This window comes from Pararobbsia silviterrae (assembly GCF_003628125.1).
Classification (GTDB): Bacteria; Pseudomonadota; Gammaproteobacteria; order Burkholderiales; family Burkholderiaceae; genus Pararobbsia; species Pararobbsia silviterrae.
In genome coordinates, this window is the sequence record NZ_RBZU01000003.1 from 465,076 (window position 1) to 486,084 (window position 21,009).

Genomic DNA, 21,009 nt, shown 5'->3' on the forward strand with positions numbered 1-21,009 from the left:
CGACCATGCCACGCTCCGGCGCCCTCGCCTTGGCCCTGGCCCCCGCGCGCCCCGGGCCCGCGTACCGAATCAGCCTGAAGGGTGCCGCATGCGCCCTCTCGGTCACGCTCGTCGCATCGCACGCGCACGCCGCGGCGATCACCGTGACCGACGACAGCGGCGCGGTCGTCACGCTCCAGGCCCCGGCGCACCGGGTGATCAGCCTCGCGCCGCACACGACCGAACTGATCTACGCGGCGGGCGGCGCCGATGCGATCGTCGGCGCCGTCAGCTTCAGCGACTACCCGAGCGCCGCGCGCGCGTTGCCGCGCGTGGGCGACAACCAGGCGCTCGACCTCGAGAAGATCGTCGCGCTCAAGCCCGATCTGCTCGTCGTCTGGCGTCATGGCAACGTCGCGCAACAGATCGACGCACTGCGCGCGCTCGGCATTCCGATGTTCGAGAGCGAGCCGAAACGGCTGCCCGAGATCGCGCAGAACCTGCACAAGCTCGGCGCGCTGATGGGCACCGAGGCGGTCGCCGATCATGCGGCGGCGGACTTCACGGCGCGTATCGACGCCTTGCGCGCGCGCTATGCGCAGCGTTCGCCGGTCCGCGTGTTCTATCAGATCTGGGACAACCCGCCGATGACGCTCAGCGGCCAGCATATGGTCAGCGACGTCATCGCGCTCTGCGGAGGACAGAACGTCTTCGCGTCGCTGGCGCCGATCGCGCCGACCGTCTCGACCGAAGCGGTCATCGCCGCGAATCCCGAAGCGATCGTCACGGGCCGCTACGACGATTCACCGCATGCCGGGACCGATGATCGGGCACGCGACGCCTCTTCGCCGCAAGCGACGCCGGCGCTACCGAAAAGCCTCGACCGCTGGAAAGCATGGCCGCAGATCGCCGCGGTCGCGCATGACAATCTGTTTTCGGTCAATGCCGACTGGATGGATCGCGCGGGCCCGCGGATCGCCGACGGCGCGGGCGAGCTCTGCGCGGAGCTCGACGTCGCACGCCGGCATCTCGGGCGTTAGGCATCGCCGCGATTGAGCCGATCGGCGGCGATTCGAGAGTGCCGTCGGGTGGTCGGTGGTCGGTGGTCGGTGGTCGGTGGTCGGCGGTCGGCGGTCGGTGCGGTGGTCAGCGGTTGGCGGTTGGCAGTCGGCCTGTTGTAGCTAACCGTCGCGCTCTCCGCCCGCCGGCGCGCCGACGTCCTCGCCGTTCCAATGCGTGAGTGCCCAGTCGCCGACATTCGCGGCCCCGTCCGCGCGATCGGACGGGGTGCGTCGCGCGAAGCAGCAGACCCCCTCGAATTCGAGCGGTCGCCGCAGACTCTCCGCGATCGGCTCGCCGAGCAGACGCGCGGCAGCCACACGCATGACACCCGCATGCGTGATCGCGACGAGCGTGCCGGCCCCTTGCGCGGACGCACGCGCAAGCCAGCGCTCGACACGCTGGCCGACCATCGCCACGCTCTCGCCGCCATGAGGCCGGCCATGTTCGAGATCGGCCGCCCAGGCATCGAGCGCGTCGCGGTCGATCGAATCCCAGGGCCGGAGCTCCCAGCGCCCGAAGTCGAGTTCGGCCAGATCCGAATCGATCGCGAGCGGCCCCCCCCATTGCGCGGCCAATGCGCTCGCGACATCCGCGCAGCGCACGAGCGGACTTGCGTAAAGCCGCACGGATCGCGCGCGCGTCCCGGTGATCGCACATAAGGCCGCCACACGCGCAGCAATCCGATCCGCGCCGGTTGTCGGGGGCGCTTTGAGCGATATGTCACTACGTCCATAACAGATACCCGGCGCTATCGCGACTTCGGGATGACGGACCAGCACGAGTCGCATCGGCTCGTGCTGGTCCGGGTCGGCATCGGCCGGGCTCATGGTCGGACGCGGGTCTCGATTCATGTGGCGAGCCGCGTCCCGATCCGCGCCGGCGTCGCTCATCGCCCGATCCACGCGAGCGCGACGAGATAAATCGCCAGCTCGAAGAGCTGCTGCGCGAATCCGAGGCAATCGCCCGTATAACCGCCGATCCGTCGCACGAACCACCGCCCGAGCGCGTATCGCATGCCGGCCAGGATCGCCGCGGTCAGCAGGCCGAGCCGCCAGTCGGGCCAGAAGAGCGCGGGCAGCCCGGTCAACGCGATCCACGCGAACGACGCGGGCCCGAGCCGTTGGACGACGGGCTTGGCCTTGCCCTGCGCGCGGACGTAGTCGAGCGTCATCACATAGCTGATCGCGCACGCACGACTCGCCGCATGCGCGGCGATCAGCAGGCCCGCGACGCGTGTCGCGGGCAGCGCGGCGATCGTCTGCCACTTGAGCAGCAACGCGATGACGATCCCGATCGCACCGAATGCGCCGATCCGCGAATCGTGCATGATCCGCAGCACGTCCTCGCGCGTGTAGCCGCCCCAGAACGCATCGCAACAATCCGCGAGTCCGTCTTCGTGGAAGGCGCCCGTGAGCAGCACGGTCGCGGCCATCGAAATCAAGACCGCGACGGGCTGCGCGACCACGTGCGCGCAAAGCGCAAACACGCCGGCCGCGATACCGCCGACGAACAGACCGACGCACGGAAACCAGCGCGCCGCGGACTCGAGATAGTGGGCCTCGTAGCCGACCCACTTCGGGATCGGCACGCGCGTGAAATAGCCGAGCGCGGTCCACGCATAGCGCATCTCGTCGACGAGCGCCGCCGCGAGGCCGCGCCGCCGCCCGGCGCGCGGGCTGTCAGCCTTCATGGGACGCCGCGTCGGTCCGATCGCTGACGCCGGCCGATTCGAAGCTCGCCATCTCGCTCAAGAAGCCGGCGGCCGCACGAATCAACGGCATCGCGAGCGCCGCGCCCGTGCCTTCGCCAAGCCGCAGTCCAAGCGAGAGCAAGGGCTTCGCGCCGAGCGCATCGAGCATCGACTGATGGCCCTGCTCGCCCGACGCATGCGCGAACACGCAATAGTCGAGCACGCGGACATCGATCTTCGATGCGGCAAGCAGCGCGGCCGTCGCGATGAATCCGTCGACGACGATCGTCATGCGCGCATGGGCCGCCGCGAGATACGCGCCCGTCATCATCGCGATCTCGAAGCCGCCGAACGTCGCGAGGACGTCGTATGGATCGGCGCTCGCCGGATGATGCGCGAGCGCGGCGCCGAGCACCGCGCGCTTGTGCGCGAGACCGGCGTCGTCGAGGCCCGTGCCGCGTCCGACGCACGCGTCGATCGGAAGGTCGAGCAACCGGCTCATCAGACAGGCGGCCGACGACGTATTCGCGATTCCCATCTCGCCGAAGCCGATCGTGTTGCTGCCCATCGCGACTTGATGATCGACGCGCCGCGCGCCCTCGGTCAGCGCCTGCGCAAGCTGCGCGCGCGTCATCGCGGGTTCGATCGAGAAGTCGCGCGTGCCGCGGGCGACCGCGCGCGCGACGAGATTGCCCGGATACTCGAGCTCGGTCGCGATCCCCGCATCGACGACTTCGAGTTCGATACGCGCGGCGCGCGAGAACGCGTTGATCGCCGCGCCGCCCGCGAGAAAATTCATGACCATCTGCGCGGTCACGGCCTGAGGAAAAGGACTCACGCCCTGTGCGGCAATGCCGTGATCGCCCGCGAACACGATGATCGCGGGGCGTCGGATCACCGGGCGCAACGTGCGCTGAGTCAACGCGAGCCGGTAAGCGATCTGTTCGAGCACGCCGAGACTGCCGAGCGGCTTGGTCTTCGTATCGATCGCATGCTGCACACGCGCGGCGAACGCGCGTCCGTCGACCGCCGGTTGGGGGAGGCCCGCCGTCGCGACGCCCGGCATCGCGACGACGTCGGCCTCGTCCAGCAGCGGCGCGATCGAGGGAGGCGTGTAATCAGGGCAAGCGATCGGGGCAGTCGACATAAGCATGAAGTCAAGAGTGAAGCGGCGTGCGCGGCGTCGCGAAGTCGCCAAGGGCGGACCGATTCGGGTTTCGGTTCGGGTATCGATTCCGGAACGGTCCGGGCCCACATGCTACTCGCGCGGCGCGGGCGTGGGTGTGGACGCGGGTGTGGACGTCGGCGTCGGCGTCGGCGTCCCAAGATGCGGCACGAGCATGTCGCGTTCGCCATCGCCAAGCAGCACGAGCGGAAAACCGAACGCGCGGCTCGCATGCTCGGGCGTTAGCACGTCGCGGACCGGACCGCAGACGACCGCGCCCGCGCCGTCGAACAGCATCGCATGGGTCGCGAACGTTCGCGCGAGATTCAAATCGTGGCACGAAAAGATCACCGTTCGCTGCTCGCGCGCATCGGCGACCCAGCGTTCGAGCACGCGCAGGCAGTCGATCTGATGCCGGAGATCGAGGTGCGCGAGCGGCTCGTCGAGCAAGAGCAGCGGCGCCTGCTGGCACAGCGCCGCCGCGAGCGCGACGCGTTGGCGTTCGCCGCCCGACAGCGTCGTGATATCGCGCTGCGCGAGCGCGTCGATGTCGAGCGCATGCAGGGCGTCGCGCGCGATCTCGCGATCGGCGTCGCGTTCCCAGCCCCAGCCGCCGAGCCACGGATACCGGCCGATCAGCACGGTTTCGAGGACCGTTGCGCCGAATGCGTCGTGCGTCGCTTGCGGCATCAGCGCGCGACGCCGCGCGAGCGGCTCGGCCTGCCATTGCGCGAGCGGCGCGCCGTCGACGACGATCCGCCCCGCGGCCGGCGCGCGCAGACCCGCGACGACATCGATCAGCGTCGTCTTGCCCGCGCCGTTCGGTCCGGCGACGCACCAGATCTGGCCCGCGCCGATCCGCAACGAGAGATCGTCGGCCAGCACGCGGGTGCCGGCGCGCAGACGAATGCGATCGAGTTCGACGCACGCGTTCATCGCCGGCGCCCGAGCAGGATATAGAGGAACACGGGCGCGCCGACGAGCGCCGTCACGACCCCGACCGGCAATTGCGCGGGCGCGACGATCGTGCGCGCGGCCAAATCGGCGGCCGCCACGAGCGCGCCGCCGCCGAGCGCCGCCGCGGGCAGCAGCATGCGCTGATCGTTGCCGAACGCGAGACGCAGCAGATGCGGGACGATGAGTCCGACGAAGCCGATCGTGCCGGCCGTCGTGACCGCGACCGCCGTCGCGAGCGATGCGATCAGATAGATCCGCCTGCGCAGCGGCGGCACGGCGATGCCGACGGACTGCGCGAGCGCTTCGCCGCGCATCAACGCATTGAGCCTGGGTGCGAGCGGCGCCGTGACGGCGAGCGCGAGCGCGAGCGCAAGCCAGGCCGGCCACGCGCGTTCGACGCCGTCGAGATCGCCCGATAGCCAGAACACCATGCCGCGCAGACGCGCGTCGGGCGCGAGGCTCAACATCAAGGTAATCAAAGCGCCCCACGCCGCGGCGAGCACCGCGCCCGTGAGGAGCAAACGCGGCGAGACGTCGCGCGGCTCGGCGCGCCAGAGATCGCCGCGCGTCAGCACGAGGACGAGCGCAATCGAGACGATCGCGCCTGCGAAGGCGGCGGCGTCGACGCCCCACCAGGGCAGCATGAGCCACATGGCGGGCAAAGCGAACACGGCGGAACCGCCCGACACGCCGAGGACATACGGATCGGCGAGCGGATTGCGCAGCAACACCTGAAGCAAGGCGCCCGCGAGCGACAGCAGCGCCCCGCAGGCGAAACCCGCCAGCGCGCGCGGCAAGCGTAGTTGGAGCACGATCGCGCGGGCGAGCGGATCGCGCGCGCCGTCATGCGCGACCGACGCCGACGCATCGAAGACGTGGGCGAACAGCGCGCCGAACCCGCGCGCAATCGGATCCCATGCAAGATGCGCCAGCACGGCCGGCGCGATCACGACGCTGCCGATGCAGACCGACGCGGCCAACACGACGCACGCCACCGCGGCGAGCGCCAACCAGATCAGCGACGCGCGTCGCGCGGTCATCGGTCGCACGATGCCGGGCTCCTGGAATGCGTAACGTGCATCGTCACTATTTGCATGTTTGACATCGATGGGGAAATCCAAAGGCGATCACGTCATCGCGAATACGCGATGGGCATGTCGAACGCCCGATCCGCAACGGCCTGCCAGTGTATGAAGCGCACTCCGGAGCGTCAAGAATGCGGGCAGCCTGCGCGCGTCGCGCGCATGACGCCTGTCGTGCGGCAAAACGGCGAGGGCCCGCGATTATCGAAAACACCGCACGCTATCCCGAATTCGTAACTACGCGTATCGCTTCTCGGACGTGCAAGCGATTGGAGTTAGAATGGCAAGCCCTGTGAGGACGCAGCAGACATGCTTAACGAACTCGATCAACTATCGAAAAATATTGGCCGCTTGATCGCAATCAGCGGCCAGCATCAAAATCGGCTGCGCGAACTCGAATCGCAAGTCGCGCATGCGCGCGCCGAACACGAGACGCTGCATGCCGAGGTCGAAGCACTGCGCAGCGAGCGCGACGCCTTACGCGCCGAACGCGATGCGCTATCGTCGAAAATCGACGATGCGCAAGTACGCCTCAATGCGATCCTCGAAAAATTGCCGCACAGCCGTACCGACGAGAGCCAGCTCGATCTGCTCACGCCGGTCGCGCATACGCCTGCCGAGGGGAACGCACAATGAGCACCAAACAAATCGAAGTGCAGATCATGGGGCAATCGTATCGGCTCGCATGCGCGCCCGAGGCCGAAGCCGCATTGCGCGAAGCCGTCGAACGCGTCGATGCCGAAATGACGAAGGCGCGCGATCTCAGTTCGGTGCGCGGCACGGATCGCGTGGCCGTGCTCGCGGCGCTGTCATTGGCGTCGGAATTGCTTAAGCTGCAAAAGAGTGTTCGACACGGAGAAGCTTTTCCGGTCGAGGAAATCCGGCGTACAATGTCCCTCATGAATTCGCAGCTCGATGCGGCAATCGGGCAACTCGAAACACAGGCTTCGGTTCAGTAATCACTTCCGGATTGTGTGTTTCGGATGTATTGATTCACTCGTTTCAACAGTTTCAAAGCTTCCCTGCCTGGTTCGCCAAGGTCATAAATTCCTTGAACCAATGCTATATGCAAGGTTGTGGAAATTGAAGCGCGGGCGTGAGCGTCACACTGTCTGATGAACCCGAAGCGCTTTTGACTGCAACCGTCTTGAACCTCCGGTTCAGGATGCCGGCCTAGCGGCCAAGGTGGGGACCCTAACGAACGGCGTTGGCTGCAGGCCAACGCCGTTTTTCTTTGTGGATCGGCGCACGCGCGCTGCCGCTGCGGAGGATCGACGGACATGCACTATTGGCTCATGAAATCGGAACCCGACGAGGCCAGCATCGACGACCTCGCACGCGCCGCCAACCAGACGCTTCCGTGGACCGGCGTGCGCAACTATCAGGCGCGCAACTTCATGCGCGATCAGATGGCGATCGGCGACGGCGTGCTGTTCTACCACTCGAGCTGCGACGTCCCCGGCATCGCGGGCGTCGCGCGCGTGGCCTCGACGCCGTATCCGGATCCGACGCAATTCGATGCATCGAGCGTGTACTACGATGTGAAATCGAGCCCCGCCGAGCCGCGCTGGATGCTCGTCGACGTCTCGTTCGTCTGCAAGACGCCGCTGATCACGCTGCCGATGCTGCGTGCCGAACCGCGTCTCGCGAACATGCGCGTGCTGGCCAAAGGGAACCGATTGTCGATCACGCCGGTCTCTGACGAGGAATGGGATGTCATCACGACCGACCTCGCGGGCGTATCCGCGAGAGCCCTGAACAAAACCTGATGCCGGAGCGCGCATGATCGATCGAAAGACTCTGACCCTCGTTGGCGCCGCCGGCGCGCTGGCCCTCGCCGCCCATGGCGCGTACGCGCAGATGGCGCCGCCGCCGGCCGGCGTGCTGACGCTCGATGCGAGCGCGAGCGCCGAGGTCGCGCAGGACGTCGTGCATATCACGCTCGCGTACGAACAGCAGTCCGACGATCCGGCCGAACTCGCCAATCTCCTCAATACGCGCACGGAACAGGTCCTCGCGGCCGCCAAACGCCAGTCGGCCGTGACGGCGCAGACGGGCGCGCTGACGGTCTATCCGTCGACCGACAGCACCGGCCATATCAGCGGATGGCGCGGCCGCAGCGAAGTGCGGCTCGATTCGCGCGACTTCGCGGCCGCGTCGAAGCTCGCGGGCAGTCTGTCGTCACAGATGCAGGTCGCGAACGTGACGTTCTCGTTGTCGCCCGAAACACGCGACGCCGCACAGGCGAAACTCAGCGGACAAGCCATCGCGGCGTTCCGCCAGAAGGCGGGCACGGCATCGGCGGCCTTCGGATTCGGTGGCTATACGATCCGCGAGGTCAATATATCGAGCGGCGAAAGCGCGCCGCCGCGGCCGGTCATGATGGCGCGCATGAGCGCGGCGCCGGCCGCGAAAATGGCCGATATGCCGATCGAGGCCGGCAATTCGACCGTGACCGTCAACGTCAATGGTTCGGTACAGATGACGCATTGAGCGGCGCGCGTTTCGCACGGCGATACGCGCAGACGAGTATCACGACGCCCACGATGATCATCGGCAGCGACAGCCACTGCCCCATCGACAAACCGAACGAGAGCAGCCCGAGGAAATCATCGGGCTCGCGCGCGAACTCGACGACGAAGCGCGCGACGCCATAGCCGATCAGGAACACCGCCGACACGGCCGCGAGCGGGCGCGGCTTCTTCGAGAAGAAGACGACGAGCACGAATAGCGCAAACCCTTCGAGCGCGATTTCATAGAGCTCGGACGGATGCCGAGGCAGCAACTGGTACCGGCTGAACACATCCTGCAGATGCAGCGCCGCCACGTCCGCCGGATGCGCGAGATACCAGGCGCGATCGTCTTGCGCCGCGCTGGGGAACAGCATCGCCCAAGGTGCGTCGGGACGCGTCACGCGGCCCCATAGTTCGCCATTGATGAAATTGCCGAAACGTCCGCACGCGAGCCCGAGCGGCACCATCGGCGCGACGAAGTCCGTGACCTGCAGCCACGCGCGCCCGCGCTGGTGCGCGAACAGCAGCATCGCGGCAATCACGCCGAGAAAACCGCCGTGGAACGACATGCCGCCTTCCCAGACCTTGAAGATGTCGACCGGGTGCGCGAAGTACCAGCTTGGCTTGTAGAACAGCACGTAGCCGAGACGCCCGCCGAGGATGACGCCGATCACACCGTAGAACAGCAGGTCGTCGATGTCCTTGGCCGTCCAGCCCTGGGCGGCGACGTGCGGCAGGCGAAGACGCAGCCGCGCCACGACGATCGCGAGAATGAAGGCCGCGAGATACATGAGGCCATACCAGCGCACGGCGAGCGGCCCGAGATGAAGGGCGATGGGATCGAATTGGGGATGAATGAACATCGTTGAGCGTTATCCGCGATCAAAAATGGGGGATGGCCGGCCGATCCGGGCACCCCGCTTGCCTCGCGCCACGGCGCGTCCGCGTGCGACATCGCTGCGTCGCAACCGCGCGCCTGCGGCAATCCGTGATGATGTCATAAAAGGACGACAGCAAACGCCGCACGACGGTCACGACCGGCCGCTCGGCAGGTGCGGCTGCCGATGCGTCGTCGCGCGCGCCGCGATCGCGGTCCCGCGGCGTCGAGCTCGAACGCCGCGCTGTCGGGTCATCGACGTGAATCGCAGCCCGCTCATTTCCTTGACCGAATCGGATGTTCGATTCAATAGACGCTGAATACGCGCGTTTGCGCTTCGGCGCTTCGGCGCGATCGCATCCGATCGCCCACGTCCGCCGATTCGACCGCGCCATCTGATTCGACCGCCGGATAGGCGTACGATCGACCGCACACGCGGCCCAACCCGAGACCCCACGGAGACATCCCCATGCCGTTCAATCGCCGATCGAGCCATATCACCCAGGGCGTCGCCCGCTCGCCGAACCGCTCGATGTTCTACGCGCTCGGCTATGAGAAGGACGATTTCGACAATCCGATGATCGGCATCGCGAACGGTCATTCGACGATCACGCCGTGTAACGCGGGACTCCAGCGTCTGGCCGATGCGGCCGTCGGTGCGATCCGCGCGGCCACGGCGAATCCGCAGATCTTCGGCACGCCGACGATTTCAGACGGCATGTCGATGGGCACGGAGGGCATGAAGTTCTCGCTCGTTTCGCGTGAAGTCATCGCGGACTGCATCGAGACGGCGGTTCAGGGTCAATGGATGGACGGCGTCGTCGTGATCGGCGGCTGCGACAAGAACATGCCGGGCGGCATGATCGCGCTCGCGCGCATGAACGTGCCCGGCATCTACGTCTATGGCGGCACGATCAAGCCCGGTCACTGGAAAGGCAAGGACCTCACGATCGTCTCGTCGTTCGAAGCCGTCGGCGAGTTCACGGCGGGCCGCATGAGCGAGGAGGATTTCGAGGGCGTCGAGCGCAACGCGTGTCCGTCGACAGGATCATGCGGCGGCATGTACACGGCGAACACCATGAGTTCGTCGTTCGAGGCGCTCGGCATGTCGTTGCTCTATTCGTCGACGATGGCGAACCCCGACGACGAGAAAGTCGGTTCGGCGGCCGAATCGGCGCGCGTGCTCGTCGAAGCCGTCAAAAAAGACATCAAGCCGCGCGACATCATCACGCGCCGATCGATCGAAAATGCCGTCGCGCTGATCATGGCCACGGGCGGCTCGACGAACGCCGTACTGCACTACCTCGCGATCGCGCATGCGGCCGAGGTCGAATGGACCCTCGACGATTTCGAGCGCGTGCGCCGCAAGGTCCCCGTGCTCTGCGATCTCAAGCCGTCGGGGCAGTACGTCGCGACGGACCTGCATCGCGCGGGGGGCATCCCGCAAGTGCTCAAGATCCTGCTCAATGCGGGCCTGCTGCACGGCGACTGCCTGACGATCACGGGACGCACGATCGCCGAGGAACTCGCGGACGTGCCCGATACGCCGCGCGCCGACCAACGCGTGATCTTCCCGATCGAGCAGGCGCTGTACAAGGAAGGACATCTCGCGATCCTCAAGGGCAATCTCGCGCCCGATGGCGCGGTTGCGAAGATCACGGGGCTCAAGAATCCGGTCATCACGGGTCCGGCGCGCGTGTTCGACGACGAGCAGAGCGCGATGACGGCGATTCTCGGCGACCAGATCCGCGCGGGCGATGTGCTCGTGCTCCGCTATCTCGGCCCGCAAGGCGGCCCCGGCATGCCCGAGATGCTCGCGCCGACGAGCGCGATCATCGGCAAGGGGCTCGGCGAATCGGTCGGCCTGATCACGGACGGCCGGTTTTCGGGCGGCACCTGGGGCATGGTCGTCGGACATGTCGCGCCCGAGGCGTTCGCGGGCGGCACGATCGCGCTCGTCCAGGACGGAGATTCGATCACGATCGACGCGCATGAGCTCAAGCTCGAACTCAATGTCGACGCGGCGGAACTCGAACGCCGGCGCGCCGCGTGGAAACCGCCCGCGCCGCGATATACGCGCGGCGTGCTCGCCAAGTTCGCGACGCTCGTCAAACCCGCGAACCGGGGCGCCGTGACGGACTGAGGGACTGACGCGAAGCGGAGCGCGCACGACATCGCGCGCCGGGACTCGGATCCTATAATGCAGGCGTCGTGCGCGTCTGACGCACGGCCCTTCATGCGCCGGATCCCGGCGCGCGCATCGACAGCTTGCCTATGAATCTCGTGAAGCGCGGGTCGCGGCGATCCGATCCGTCAAATTCGCCGAGCATCCAGTCCCGGCACTCGCCGGGCGTGGTCGACGTGGAAGCGCCGCCGGATACCGACGCGCGACGCGCCCGAACCGGCGTCGTCGGCGTGCACGTCATGCGTCGGTGTGGCCGATCCGCCGTGCGCGCGGTCGGCATCCCGCTCGTCTTCGCGGCCGCATGCGCATGGGCACAAACACCGGACGGCGCAAACCTTTCGCGCAAACTGAATTGCATGAGCTGCCACGCCGCGGACCGTACGCTGCTCGGCCCTTCGATCGCGGATATTCGCCGGCGGTACGCGAACGATCCGGACGCGCGCGACATGCTTGCGCGCAAGATCCAAAAGGGAAGCGAGGGATCGTGGGGATCGGTGCCGATGCCGGCCAATACGCAGGTCAATGACGACGAGGCCCATGCGCTCGTCGACTGGATATTGGCGCCGCAACACTAGGGGATGCGTGTCAGGGCGATCGGGCGGTCGGCTAGTCGAAGCGCCAAATCGCGGGCTGATGGCCCGATTGACCGATTGAATGATCGGCCGACCGGCCGGTCGAGCGACGGTCAGCGGGTCAGCGGGTCAGCGGGTCAGCGGGTCAGCGGGTCAGCGGGTCAGCGGGTCAGCGGATCAGTCAGGCGGAGCAGACGCACGTTCCGCGTCTGCTCCTAGAGCGCTCACTTCGTCGGGTCGCGACGCTCGAGCGTGTCCTGGATGGCCTGCTGAACCCACTGCGAGATTTCGCGTTCAAGTGACGCGGCGATTTCACGCGTGATCCGATGCGCGAGCCAGACCGCCTGCTCCTGGCACCGCTCTTCGATCAAGGTGTGACCTTCGCCGCTCAGATAACGCAGTGCGCGCTCGCCGACTTCCGACGCGACGCGTTCGAGTTCCGCGGGCGTCGGCGCGGCCGTCGCCTGAGCGAGCGGCTCGGGTTCGGGCAACGTGAGTTCGGCCGCGACGGGCTCGTGTCGCGACAGCACCGCCGCGAGATGATCGGCTTCCTCGTCGGCCATATGGACGCCGTGCGAGGGCTCGGTAACGACGGCGTCGGCCGCGTCGTGCGCGGCCCGATGCGCGAGCGCGTCAACCGACTCCGCGACCCCGGCCGTCTCATGCTCGGCGGCACCGACGCCAGGCGCGGCGTCATCGGCCTCGTGGGCCGTTGCGTCTTCCTTATGCGTCAGCGCTTCGGCATGAGCGGTCTCATCCGCCTCATGCACCGCCGCTTCAGCCGCATGGACAGCGTCTTCCTCATGCATCGGTACTTCGGCATGAGCGATTTCACCTGCCTCGTGCACCGCTGCTTCAGCCGCGTGGACGGCGTCTTCCTCATGCATCGGCGCTTCGGCGTGGGCAATTTCACCTGCCTCGTGCATCGCTGCTTCAGCCTCGTGGACGGCGTCTTCCTCATGCATCGGCGCTTCGGCGTGGGCGATTTCGCCTGCCTCGTGCACCGCTGCTTCAGCCTCGTGGACGGCGTCTTCCTCATGCATCGGCGCTTCGGCGTGGGTGATTTCACCTGCCTCGTGCATCGCTGCTTCAGCCTCGTGGGCAGCGTCTTCCTCATTCATGAAAGCTTCGGCATGAGCATGCTCATCCGCGTCGTGCATCGCGGCGTCGATTCCATGCGCCGCTTCACCCGCGACCTCAGCGGGCTCGTTCAGCACGGCGTCCGTTTCCGCGCCGGTTACCTCGGCATGTCCGTGCGCAGGCGCTTCGACGTCCGCTGCCAGCGGGTCGACAAGTTCGAGTTCGGCAAAGCCGGATTCACCGGGCGGCAGCGTATCGAACACGGGTTCGGATGCATGTTCAGCGTGCGCCGGATGGTCCAATTCAGATGCCGCCGCATGCCCCGCCTCGCCATGCTCGACCGTCTCGTCGGCAGCGATCTCGGACGTCGTGAACGGCGGCTCGGACAAGGCCGATTCCAGTTCGTCGGGCTCGTGCGCATTCAACGAATCCGAATCCTCGACGTGACCGAAATCGCGTGAGTCGACTGCCTCCGGCTCGACGTCGAATCGATGATCGACTGCATCGGCAAGCCGATGCGGCTCGTGGTCGCCGAAATCACGTGGATCGAGCGCCGCATCAGCGGCGAGATCCGGTGCAAGCGCGTGCTCCGGATCGATCGCATGGGCACGTTCGGAGGCGAGCGGCTCAGGCAGCGCGGGCTCGCGGAAGGACTCGTCGAGGTCGGCCGAACCGAACGGTTGCGGCACATGGGCCATCGGATACGCGTCCGGCACATCGGACGCGCCGGACAGCAAGGGCTCGACAGGCTTCTCGCCCGGGAACGAACAGAATGCGCGGAACGGTAACTCCGGATCGAACAGATGGGCATCGATCGAAGAAGCCAGCGCCCGAAGATCGTTCGCCGTGTGTGCCGGCGTCGGTAACGGTTCTTCGTCGAATGCCTCGGATGCGTGAGCGAGATCCGGGATCTCCGCATGAGGCGGCTCACCGCGATGGTCCTGCGACAGGGCAGGCTCATGCGAATGCGTATCGGCCGACGCAACCGTAGCGTCTTGCTCCGCATGCACCGCATCGCTCAGTACCGGGATATCTTCATGCGCATGCGAGGCATCCGATGCGACCGGCTCATGAGCCTCGTCATGCACGACATCGCTCAATACCGGGATGTCTTCATGCGCATGCACCGCTTCCGATGCGACCGGCGCTTCGACCTCGTCATGCACAACGTCACTCAAGACCGGAATGTCTTCATGCGCATGCAAAGCATCCGACGCGACCGGCGCATCGACCTCGTCATGCACGATGTCGCTCAAGACCGGGATGTCTTCATGCGCATGCGCCGCTTCCGATGCGACCGGCACATCGGCTTCGTCATGCACGACATCGCTCAATACCGGGATGTCTTCGTGCTCATGCGCCGCTTCCGACGCGACCGGCTCGTCGGCCTCGTCATGCACGACGTCACTCAATAGCGGGATGTCTTCGTGCTCATGCACCGCTTCCGATGCGACCGGCGCTTCGGCTTCGTCATGCACGACATCGGTCAAGACCGGGATGTCTTCATGCGCATGCACCGCTTCCGATGCGACCGGCGCATCGACCTCCTCATGCACGACATCGCTCAATACCGGGATATCGTCATACGCGTGCGACGCTTCCGATGCGGCCGTCGGATCGTCTTCGGGATGCACGACATCGCTGAGCATCGGAATGTCGTCATGCGCATCGACCACATCGGTCAGCACCGGAATCGACGCGTCGTCATGCGCATCGGCGTGCTTTCCAAGATCGCCGATCGCATCGCGATACGACACGACGTCGTTCAGCAGCGGAATGCTCAACGTCGCGTCTGCCGCATGCGGCGCCGGATGCGCGCGTTCGGGATCGCCCTCGGCGAGCACGTCGCTCAACGTCGGAACCGCGCCAAGCGGCTGGTCGTGCGTATCGAGCTGCAGCGCGTCGGCCCATGCATGGGCGACGGGCTGCCGCGGTACGGCAAGATCGGCCTTGGCCGGATCACCTGGCACGAGCACGTCGGCCAGAACGGGAATCGATAGATCGTCGTCTCTCAATTGAGGCACTCCGTCGGGCTCGGCCCGGCCAGATCCAGATATTCCCCGGCGTCCGCACGTGGCGTCGCGCCCTTCGCGATGTCCGCTCCGGTTCGCAACCGCGCGCGGACCGCCTGCTCACCCTGCGTCACCGCAAAAATCGCGGTCTATGCGTCCTGTTTATGATTCGCAAGAGGATAACCCCGATCGCGGTAAAAGCGGTAGCGCTCTCGACCTGCATGGAGTTCTTGCGCGTCGCCGCCGACGATCTCCAGCAGGCGCTCGAAGCTCGCAAAATTCGCCGGCAGCGTCTGCCCCAGATTCATCAGCACCTGGTGGTGCGGCAGCTTGCCTTCAAGCGTTGACGTCAGCACGACCGGCGTCTGCGCCGCAAGCGCATTGTCGGCCATGCAATGCGGCACGAACTCGAGCGGCGCGAACGTCCAGAGCCGCTCGTCGAACGCGCGCAGCTCGGACGGCTCGGCCAGCACGACGACAGGCTGCCCGGCCAGATAGGCCTTGCGCGCGAGCCGGCATGCATAGCCGAGCTTGTCGGCGACGTTCGTGTGGAAGTCGACGCGCGTCACGGCCCGCTCAGTCCGCGCGATCGATCAGATATTGCGAGAGCAGCGGCACCGGACGCCCGGTCGCGCCCTTCGCCGCACCGCCCTTCCATGCCGTGCCCGCGATATCGAGGTGCGCCCACGGATACGCCTCCGTGAAACGCGCGAGGAAGCACGCGGCCACGACCGCGCCGGCGCCCGGCGAGCCGATATTCGCGACATCGGCGAAATTCGACTTCAGTTGCTCCTGATACGCGTCCTCCAGCGGCATGCGCCATGCGGCATCGCCCGACGTCTTCGACGCGGCGAGCAAGTGCTCGGCCAGCGCATCATCCTTCGTAAACAGGCCGCTGTTGTGATGGCCGAGCGCCACGACGCATGCGCCGGTCAGCGTCGCGATATCGATGACGGCCGCCGGCTTGAAGCGCTCGACGTACGTGAGCGCATCGCAGAGAATCAAGCGGCCTTCGGCGTCGGTATTGAGCACTTCGATCGTCTGACCCGACATGCTCGTCACGATGTCGCCGGGCTTGACCGCATTGCCGCCGGGCATGTTCTCGCAGGTCGGAATCACACCGATCACGTTGAGCTTGAGGCCCATTTCCGCGACGGCCGCGATCGTGCCGAGCACCGAACCCGCGCCGCACATGTCGTATTTCATTTCGTCCATCGACGCGCCCGGCTTCAGCGAGATCCCGCCCGTGTCGAACGTGATGCCCTTGCCGACGAGCACGACCGGCGCCTGCTTGGTCGCCGCGCCATGGTACTGGAGCACGATGAACTGCGGCGGCTCGGACGACGCGCGCGCGACCGACAGGAACGCGCCCATCTTGAGCGCCTCGATCTGCTTCTGACCCAGCACTTCGACCTTGAGCTTGAAATCCTTCGCGAGCTTGCGCGCGGTCTGGCCCAGATACGTCGGCGTGCAGATATTCGGCGGCAGATTGCCGAGTTCGCGCGTAAGGTCGGCGCCGTTCGCGATCGCGACGCCCTGCTTGAGCGCGAGCTTCGCGGCCTTCTCGTCGGCCGGATCGACGATCAGCGTCACCTTCTTGAGCACACGCTCGTCGGGCTCCGCCTTACTCTTCGTTTCGGTATAGCGGTACGCGAGTTCGCGGCCGGTCGTGACCGTGACGCGCACCGCCCAGTCCGCGCCGCGCCCGTTGACGGGTGTCTGCGTGAGCGCCCAGGTCGCATTGGCCGCACGCGTCTGCGACAGCGCGCGCCATGCCGCGCGCGTCGCGTCGGTGAAGGCCTTGACATCGAACTTGTCCTGCTTGCCGAGACCGACGAGCAACACGCGTGCCGCGCCGATGCCTTCGACGTCGTGCAGCACGAACGTGCTGCCGTTCTTACCCGTCATGTCGCCGCTCTTGATGAGCCGCGCGACGCGGCCCTTGCTCAGGGTGTCGAGCTGGCGGCTCGCTCCCGACAAGGTCTGCCCCTCGAACACGCCGATGACCACACAGTCCGATTTGGCAGCCAGCAAGGAGGGGGTTCCCGTCTTGCTCCAGTCGAAAGCTTTTATGCTAAAGTCCATCGCGCTTGTCCTTGGATATCATTACGCCCCGATTCCGCTCTCGTCGGGCAAGCGCCGATTATCCGCTATTTTTATTTCGGCGGTGGCACCTGCGCCGCTTGCACGAATCCCCGGACATGATTTTCGAACGTTCCCTTCAACGAGAACTCACCTATACCGCAGGCGCGGTGTTTCTCGTGTTGCTGACCATCATGCTGTCCACGATGATGATCCGCATCGTGGGCTTCGCCGCGTCGGGCGAGATCGATCCGCGTGACGTCGTCGTGCTCATCGGGCTCACGATCGTCGGCTATCTCGCCGTCATGCTCGTCGTCACGATGTTCGTGTCGATCCTGTTCGTGCTCACGCGCTGGTACCGCGACTCCGAAATGGTCGTCTGGTTCGCGTCGGGCGTCAGCCATACGCGGCTCATCCGGCCGATCGCGAAATTCGCGGCGCCGCTCGTCGTCCTCATTGCGTTCTTCGCCTTCGTCGGGTGGCCCTGGTCGAACGAGCAAAGCCAGCTCGTGCGCGAGCGGTTTGCCCAGCGCGACGAAGTCTCGCTGCTCGCGCCCGGCCAGTTCCGCGAGTCGCCGGCCACGCACCGCGTGTTCTTCATCGAGAAGATGTCGCCCGACTCGAAGAGCGTGAGAAACGTGTTCGTGACGGGCACCGAAAACGGCAAGATCAATGTCGTCGTGTCGGCGCAGGGCAAGGTCGAGACCGAGAAGAACGGCGACCGCTTCGTCGTGCTCGAAGACGGACGCCGCTACGACGGCGTGCCCGGACAGCCCGACTACCGGATCATGGAATTCCAGCGCTACGGCGTGCGCATCGAAAGCCACGACATCATCGATACGCCGGGACCGCGCGACCTCATGACGACGACGCTGTTCGCGCATCCGACGCCCGCGAATCTCGGCGAGCTCGCGTGGCGCATCGGCCTGCCGCTCGTCGCGATCAACCTGATGCTGCTCGCGATCCCGCTCTCGCATCAGTCGCCGCGCCGCAGCCGCACGACGAATCTCGTGATGGCCGTGCTGATCTATCTGACCTACTCGAATCTGCTGAACCTCATGCAATCGTGGATCGAGCAGCGGCGCGTGCCGTTTGTCGTGGGTCTCGTCTCGCTGCACGTCGTGATCTCCGTCATCGTGTTCGTGCTGTTCAAGCTGCGCGCGCGCAATCGCCCGCTGTTCCGCCTGCGTTCGCCGGCCGCCACGACGGGGACCGCGCAATGAAGGTCTACGAACGCTATTTCGCGCGTCAGATCTACCTGACGTTCATCTTCGTGCTGTTTGCGTTCTCGGGGCTGTTCTTCTTTTTCGACCTGATCAGCGAACTCGATTCGGTCGGCAAGGGAACGTACGGCTTCGGCTACGCGGTCTTGCGCGTCGCGCTGCTCACGCCGTCGCGGTTCTACGAAATCATTCCGGTCGCCGCGCTGATCAGCGCGATCTACGTGTTCGCGACGATGGCGGCTCAATCGGAGTACACGATCTTCCGTGTATCGGGACTCTCGACGCGGCGCGCGCTCGGCTCGCTCATGAAGATCGGCATTCCGCTGCTGTTCGTGACCTATCTGATCGGCGAGGTCGTCGGCCCGTACGCGGATCAGTTGTCCGAGCGCGTGCGGCTCGAGGCGCTCGGTTCGTCGGTCTCGTCGAGCTTCCGCTCGGGCGTCTGGGTCAAGGACACGCTGACCGCCGACGGCGGCCATCCCGTCACGCGGTTCGTCAACGTCGGCGAGCTGCTGCCCGATACGACGATCACGAAGGTCCGTATCTACGAATTCGATTCGACCTTGCATTTGACCGACGTGCGCACGGCGGAGCGCGGCCGCTTCCAGGCCCCCGATCACTGGGCGCTCGAAGACGTGTCGGAGACGAAGATCGATCCGGTCGTCTCGGACACGACCGACCCGAAAGAGGCGCTGAATCCCGTCTATCGCTCGGTGCTCACGCACGCGCCGCACTATCTGCTGCGCTCGCAGCTGACGCCGCAGATCCTGTCGGTGCTCCTCGTGTCGCCCGACCGGATGTCGATCGTCAATCTCTACAAGTACATCCAGCACTTGCAGGAGAACCATCAGGATTCGCAGCGCTACGACGTCGCGCTCTGGAACAAGCTGCTCTATCCGTTCGCGATCCTCGTGATGCTCGTGCTGTCGCTGCCGTTCGCGTACCTGCATACGCGCGCGGGCGTCGTCGGCATCAAGGTGTTCGGCGGCATCATGCTCGGCATGAGCTTCCAGCTCGTCAATACGCTGTTCTCGCACGTCGGCACGCTCAACACGTGGCCCGCGGTCACGACCGCGGCCGCGCCGAGCCTGCTCTATCTCGCGGTCGGGCTCATCGGCCTCAAATGGGTCGACCGGCATTGAATCGACGTTGCGCGCGGCCTTGGCGCGATCCGGGGCCGCGCCGGCGGGTTCTCTGAAACGCTTCGCACTCGGGCGACGCTGAACCATGACACACGGCCTGATCCTGTTCGGTCACGGCGCGCGCGACGCGCGCTGGAAAGCCCCGTTCGAACGCCTTCAACGCATGCTGGCGACGATGCACACGGGCCCCGTCTCGCTCGCCTTCCTCGAACTCATGTCGCCCGATCTGCCGAGCGCCGTCGATGCGCACGTCGCGCAAGGATGCGCGCGCGTCACGGTGATTCCGGTGTTTTTCGGCCAGGGCGGTCATGTGAGGCGCGACCTGCCCGACATCGTCGCGCAATGCCAGGCGCGGCATCCGGGCATCGAGATCCGATGCGCGACGGCCGTCGGCGAAGACGAAGGCGTGCTCGCGGCGATCGCGGCGTACTGCGTCACGCAGGCCGCGCAATGAATGCGCCGTCGAATCGCGGTCGCTCAGCGACAGCGATTCGACGGCTCGGTCATGAAGTTCTGAATGACTAAGGCGCGCGGTGGCTCAAACACGCGGGCCGCGTGACCTACCCGGCCCGCCCCGCCTTACGCCGCGCGTTGCCGCGAGGCGCTCTCGGGGGCCGCGTCGTCGAAGGTTTCGCGCGCCGGCGTCGGATCGACCGACTCGCCGTCGATCTGCGACGCGCGCGCGGCGAATGCCGCACCGATCATCACGAGACTCGGCTGTGCCGGATCGAGCCAGCCCTGCGCGGCACCGGCGGCGAGCGCATCGAGCGTCAACGTCAGCGTGCGTTCATGCGGCGTGCTGCAGGCCTCGACCAGCGCCACGGGCGTCGATCCCGCACGCCCTGCATCGATGAGTTCCTGCGCGATCGTCGGCGCGCTGTCGCGCCCCATGTAGAACACGAGCGAATCGGCGCTCGCGCGTTCGCGAATCGTCTCGCTATCGGGCGCGCGGCTATGTGTGATGAACGCGACGCTGCGCGACACGCCGCGCAGCGTCAACGAACGCCGCAGCGTCGCCGCGCTCGCGAGCGCGGCTGTAATGCCGGGCACGATCTCGTAGTCGATGCCGGCCGCTTCGAGCGCGCGCATTTCCTCGTCGGCACGGCCGAACAACATCGGATCGCCGCCCTTGAGCCGCACGACGACCGCATGCTCGCGCGCCGCGTCGACGAGTTGCTTGTTGATGAAATGCTGCGCCGTCGAGCGCTGGCCGCAGCGCTTGCCGACCGCGATTTTCTTCGCGCCGGGCGCGAGATCGAGCATCGCGTCCTCGATCAGGGCATCGTGCAGCACGACCTCGGCCTGCGCGAGCAGACGCGCGCCGCGCACCGTAATGAGGTCCGCCGCACCAGGACCCGCCCCGATCAAATACACCTTGCCCATTTCAA

The 21,009-nt window shown here is 66.3% G+C and carries 20 protein-coding genes and 1 other RNA gene; 11 read left to right on the forward strand and 10 right to left on the reverse strand.

The features are described from left to right. Positions 1 to 29: 29 nt before the first annotated feature. A complete protein-coding gene (locus D7S86_RS10155) occupies positions 30 to 1,019 on the forward strand; it encodes a cobalamin-binding protein (protein ID WP_420813215.1) in 990 nt (329 codons plus the stop codon). Positions 1,020 to 1,160: 141 nt separating this feature from the next. Here D7S86_RS10155 and cobC read toward each other — a convergent pair whose 3' ends face one another. The 5 genes from cobC to D7S86_RS10180 all read right to left on the reverse strand — a co-directional run bounded on the left by cobC (position 1,161) and on the right by D7S86_RS10180 (position 5,893). Further along, positions 1,161 to 1,892: an alpha-ribazole phosphatase family protein gene (gene cobC, locus D7S86_RS10160; RefSeq protein WP_240648076.1), complete on the reverse strand. Its 732-nt coding sequence runs from the start codon at positions 1,890 to 1,892 to the stop codon at positions 1,161 to 1,163. 35 nt (positions 1,893 to 1,927) lie between these two features. Continuing rightward, the gene (locus D7S86_RS10165) at positions 1,928 to 2,731 is read right to left on the reverse strand and encodes an adenosylcobinamide-GDP ribazoletransferase (protein WP_121085952.1); all 804 of its coding nucleotides are present in this window, start codon (positions 2,729 to 2,731) and stop codon (positions 1,928 to 1,930) included. Further along, a complete protein-coding gene (gene cobT, locus D7S86_RS10170) occupies positions 2,721 to 3,863 on the reverse strand; it encodes a nicotinate-nucleotide--dimethylbenzimidazole phosphoribosyltransferase (RefSeq protein WP_420813226.1) in 1,143 nt (380 codons plus the stop codon). Before cobT ends, D7S86_RS10165 begins: the two co-directional genes overlap by 11 nt. Positions 3,864 to 3,989: 126 nt before the next feature. Then, positions 3,990 to 4,832, reverse strand: a complete 843-nt coding sequence (locus D7S86_RS10175; protein WP_121085954.1) for an ABC transporter ATP-binding protein — start codon at positions 4,830 to 4,832, stop codon at positions 3,990 to 3,992. Further along, positions 4,829 to 5,893: a FecCD family ABC transporter permease gene (locus D7S86_RS10180; protein WP_121086142.1), complete on the reverse strand. Its 1,065-nt coding sequence runs from the start codon at positions 5,891 to 5,893 to the stop codon at positions 4,829 to 4,831. Before D7S86_RS10180 ends, D7S86_RS10175 begins: the two co-directional genes overlap by 4 nt. A gap of 351 nt (positions 5,894 to 6,244) precedes the next feature. On the opposite strand from D7S86_RS10180, the gene D7S86_RS10185 reads away from it, so the two are divergent. The 5 genes from D7S86_RS10185 to D7S86_RS10205 all read left to right on the forward strand — a co-directional run bounded on the left by D7S86_RS10185 (position 6,245) and on the right by D7S86_RS10205 (position 8,428). Next, positions 6,245 to 6,571, forward strand: coding sequence for a coiled-coil domain-containing protein (locus tag D7S86_RS10185; protein WP_121085956.1), 327 nt, complete (start codon positions 6,245 to 6,247; stop codon positions 6,569 to 6,571). Next, positions 6,568 to 6,894 (forward strand): cell division protein ZapA, encoded by a 327-nt coding sequence (locus tag D7S86_RS10190; protein WP_121085958.1) that lies wholly within the window; start codon positions 6,568 to 6,570, stop codon positions 6,892 to 6,894. The genes D7S86_RS10185 and D7S86_RS10190 overlap by 4 nt, the downstream gene beginning before the upstream one ends. A 57-nt stretch (positions 6,895 to 6,951) precedes the next feature. Next, a non-coding RNA gene (ssrS, locus tag D7S86_RS10195) (6S RNA) lies at positions 6,952 to 7,131 on the forward strand. Between the two features lie 84 nt (positions 7,132 to 7,215). Then, positions 7,216 to 7,704, forward strand: a complete 489-nt coding sequence (locus tag D7S86_RS10200; protein WP_121085960.1) for an EVE domain-containing protein — start codon at positions 7,216 to 7,218, stop codon at positions 7,702 to 7,704. 16 nt (positions 7,705 to 7,720) lie between these two features. Further along, positions 7,721 to 8,428, forward strand: coding sequence for an SIMPL domain-containing protein (locus tag D7S86_RS10205; RefSeq protein ID WP_121086144.1), 708 nt, complete (start codon positions 7,721 to 7,723; stop codon positions 8,426 to 8,428). On the opposite strand, the gene lgt is transcribed toward D7S86_RS10205, so the two are convergent. Then, a complete protein-coding gene (lgt, locus tag D7S86_RS10210; RefSeq protein ID WP_121085962.1) occupies positions 8,400 to 9,311 on the reverse strand; it encodes a prolipoprotein diacylglyceryl transferase in 912 nt (303 codons plus the stop codon). The two genes, D7S86_RS10205 and lgt, sit on opposite strands and share 29 nt — an antisense overlap. A 483-nt stretch (positions 9,312 to 9,794) precedes the next feature. Between lgt and ilvD the strand changes: the two genes are divergently transcribed. After that, entirely contained in the window at positions 9,795 to 11,468 is a 1,674-nt protein-coding gene (ilvD, locus tag D7S86_RS10215; RefSeq protein ID WP_121085964.1) for a dihydroxy-acid dehydratase, read from the forward strand. 281 nt (positions 11,469 to 11,749) lie between these two features. Continuing rightward, a complete protein-coding gene (locus tag D7S86_RS10220; protein WP_121086146.1) occupies positions 11,750 to 12,085 on the forward strand; it encodes a c-type cytochrome in 336 nt (111 codons plus the stop codon). 221 nt (positions 12,086 to 12,306) lie between these two features. Here the strand turns inward: D7S86_RS10220 and D7S86_RS10225 are convergent, their stop codons facing one another. The 3 genes from D7S86_RS10225 to D7S86_RS10235 all read right to left on the reverse strand — a co-directional run bounded on the left by D7S86_RS10225 (position 12,307) and on the right by D7S86_RS10235 (position 17,259). Continuing rightward, complete coding sequence (locus D7S86_RS10225; RefSeq protein ID WP_147432287.1) at positions 12,307 to 15,177, reverse strand: DUF2486 family protein; 2,871 nt, start codon at positions 15,175 to 15,177, stop codon at positions 12,307 to 12,309. A 146-nt stretch (positions 15,178 to 15,323) separates the two neighbouring features. Next, positions 15,324 to 15,743: a DNA polymerase III subunit chi gene (locus D7S86_RS10230; protein ID WP_121085968.1), complete on the reverse strand. Its 420-nt coding sequence runs from the start codon at positions 15,741 to 15,743 to the stop codon at positions 15,324 to 15,326. A gap of 7 nt (positions 15,744 to 15,750) precedes the next feature. Then, positions 15,751 to 17,259 carry a leucyl aminopeptidase gene (locus tag D7S86_RS10235; RefSeq protein ID WP_121085970.1) on the reverse strand — a complete coding sequence of 503 codons (1,509 nt, stop codon included), beginning with the start codon at positions 17,257 to 17,259 and terminating at the stop codon, positions 15,751 to 15,753. Positions 17,260 to 17,375: 116 nt separating this feature from the next. Here D7S86_RS10235 and lptF point away from each other — a divergent pair, with 116 nt between their 5' ends. The 3 genes from lptF (at position 17,376) to D7S86_RS10250 (ending at position 20,075) form a co-directional block, all read left to right on the forward strand. After that, a complete protein-coding gene (lptF, locus tag D7S86_RS10240) occupies positions 17,376 to 18,479 on the forward strand; it encodes an LPS export ABC transporter permease LptF (protein ID WP_121085972.1) in 1,104 nt (367 codons plus the stop codon). Further along, the gene (gene lptG / locus D7S86_RS10245; RefSeq protein ID WP_121085973.1) at positions 18,476 to 19,621 is read left to right on the forward strand and encodes an LPS export ABC transporter permease LptG; all 1,146 of its coding nucleotides are present in this window, start codon (positions 18,476 to 18,478) and stop codon (positions 19,619 to 19,621) included. Before lptF ends, lptG begins: the two co-directional genes overlap by 4 nt. Positions 19,622 to 19,706: 85 nt before the next feature. Beyond that, entirely contained in the window at positions 19,707 to 20,075 is a 369-nt protein-coding gene (locus D7S86_RS10250) for a sirohydrochlorin chelatase (protein WP_121085975.1), read from the forward strand. A gap of 125 nt (positions 20,076 to 20,200) precedes the next feature. On the opposite strand, the gene cobA is transcribed toward D7S86_RS10250, so the two are convergent. After that, positions 20,201 to 21,004 (reverse strand): uroporphyrinogen-III C-methyltransferase, encoded by an 804-nt coding sequence (gene cobA / locus D7S86_RS10255; RefSeq protein ID WP_121085977.1) that lies wholly within the window; start codon positions 21,002 to 21,004, stop codon positions 20,201 to 20,203. Positions 21,005 to 21,009: the final 5 nt, after the last annotated feature.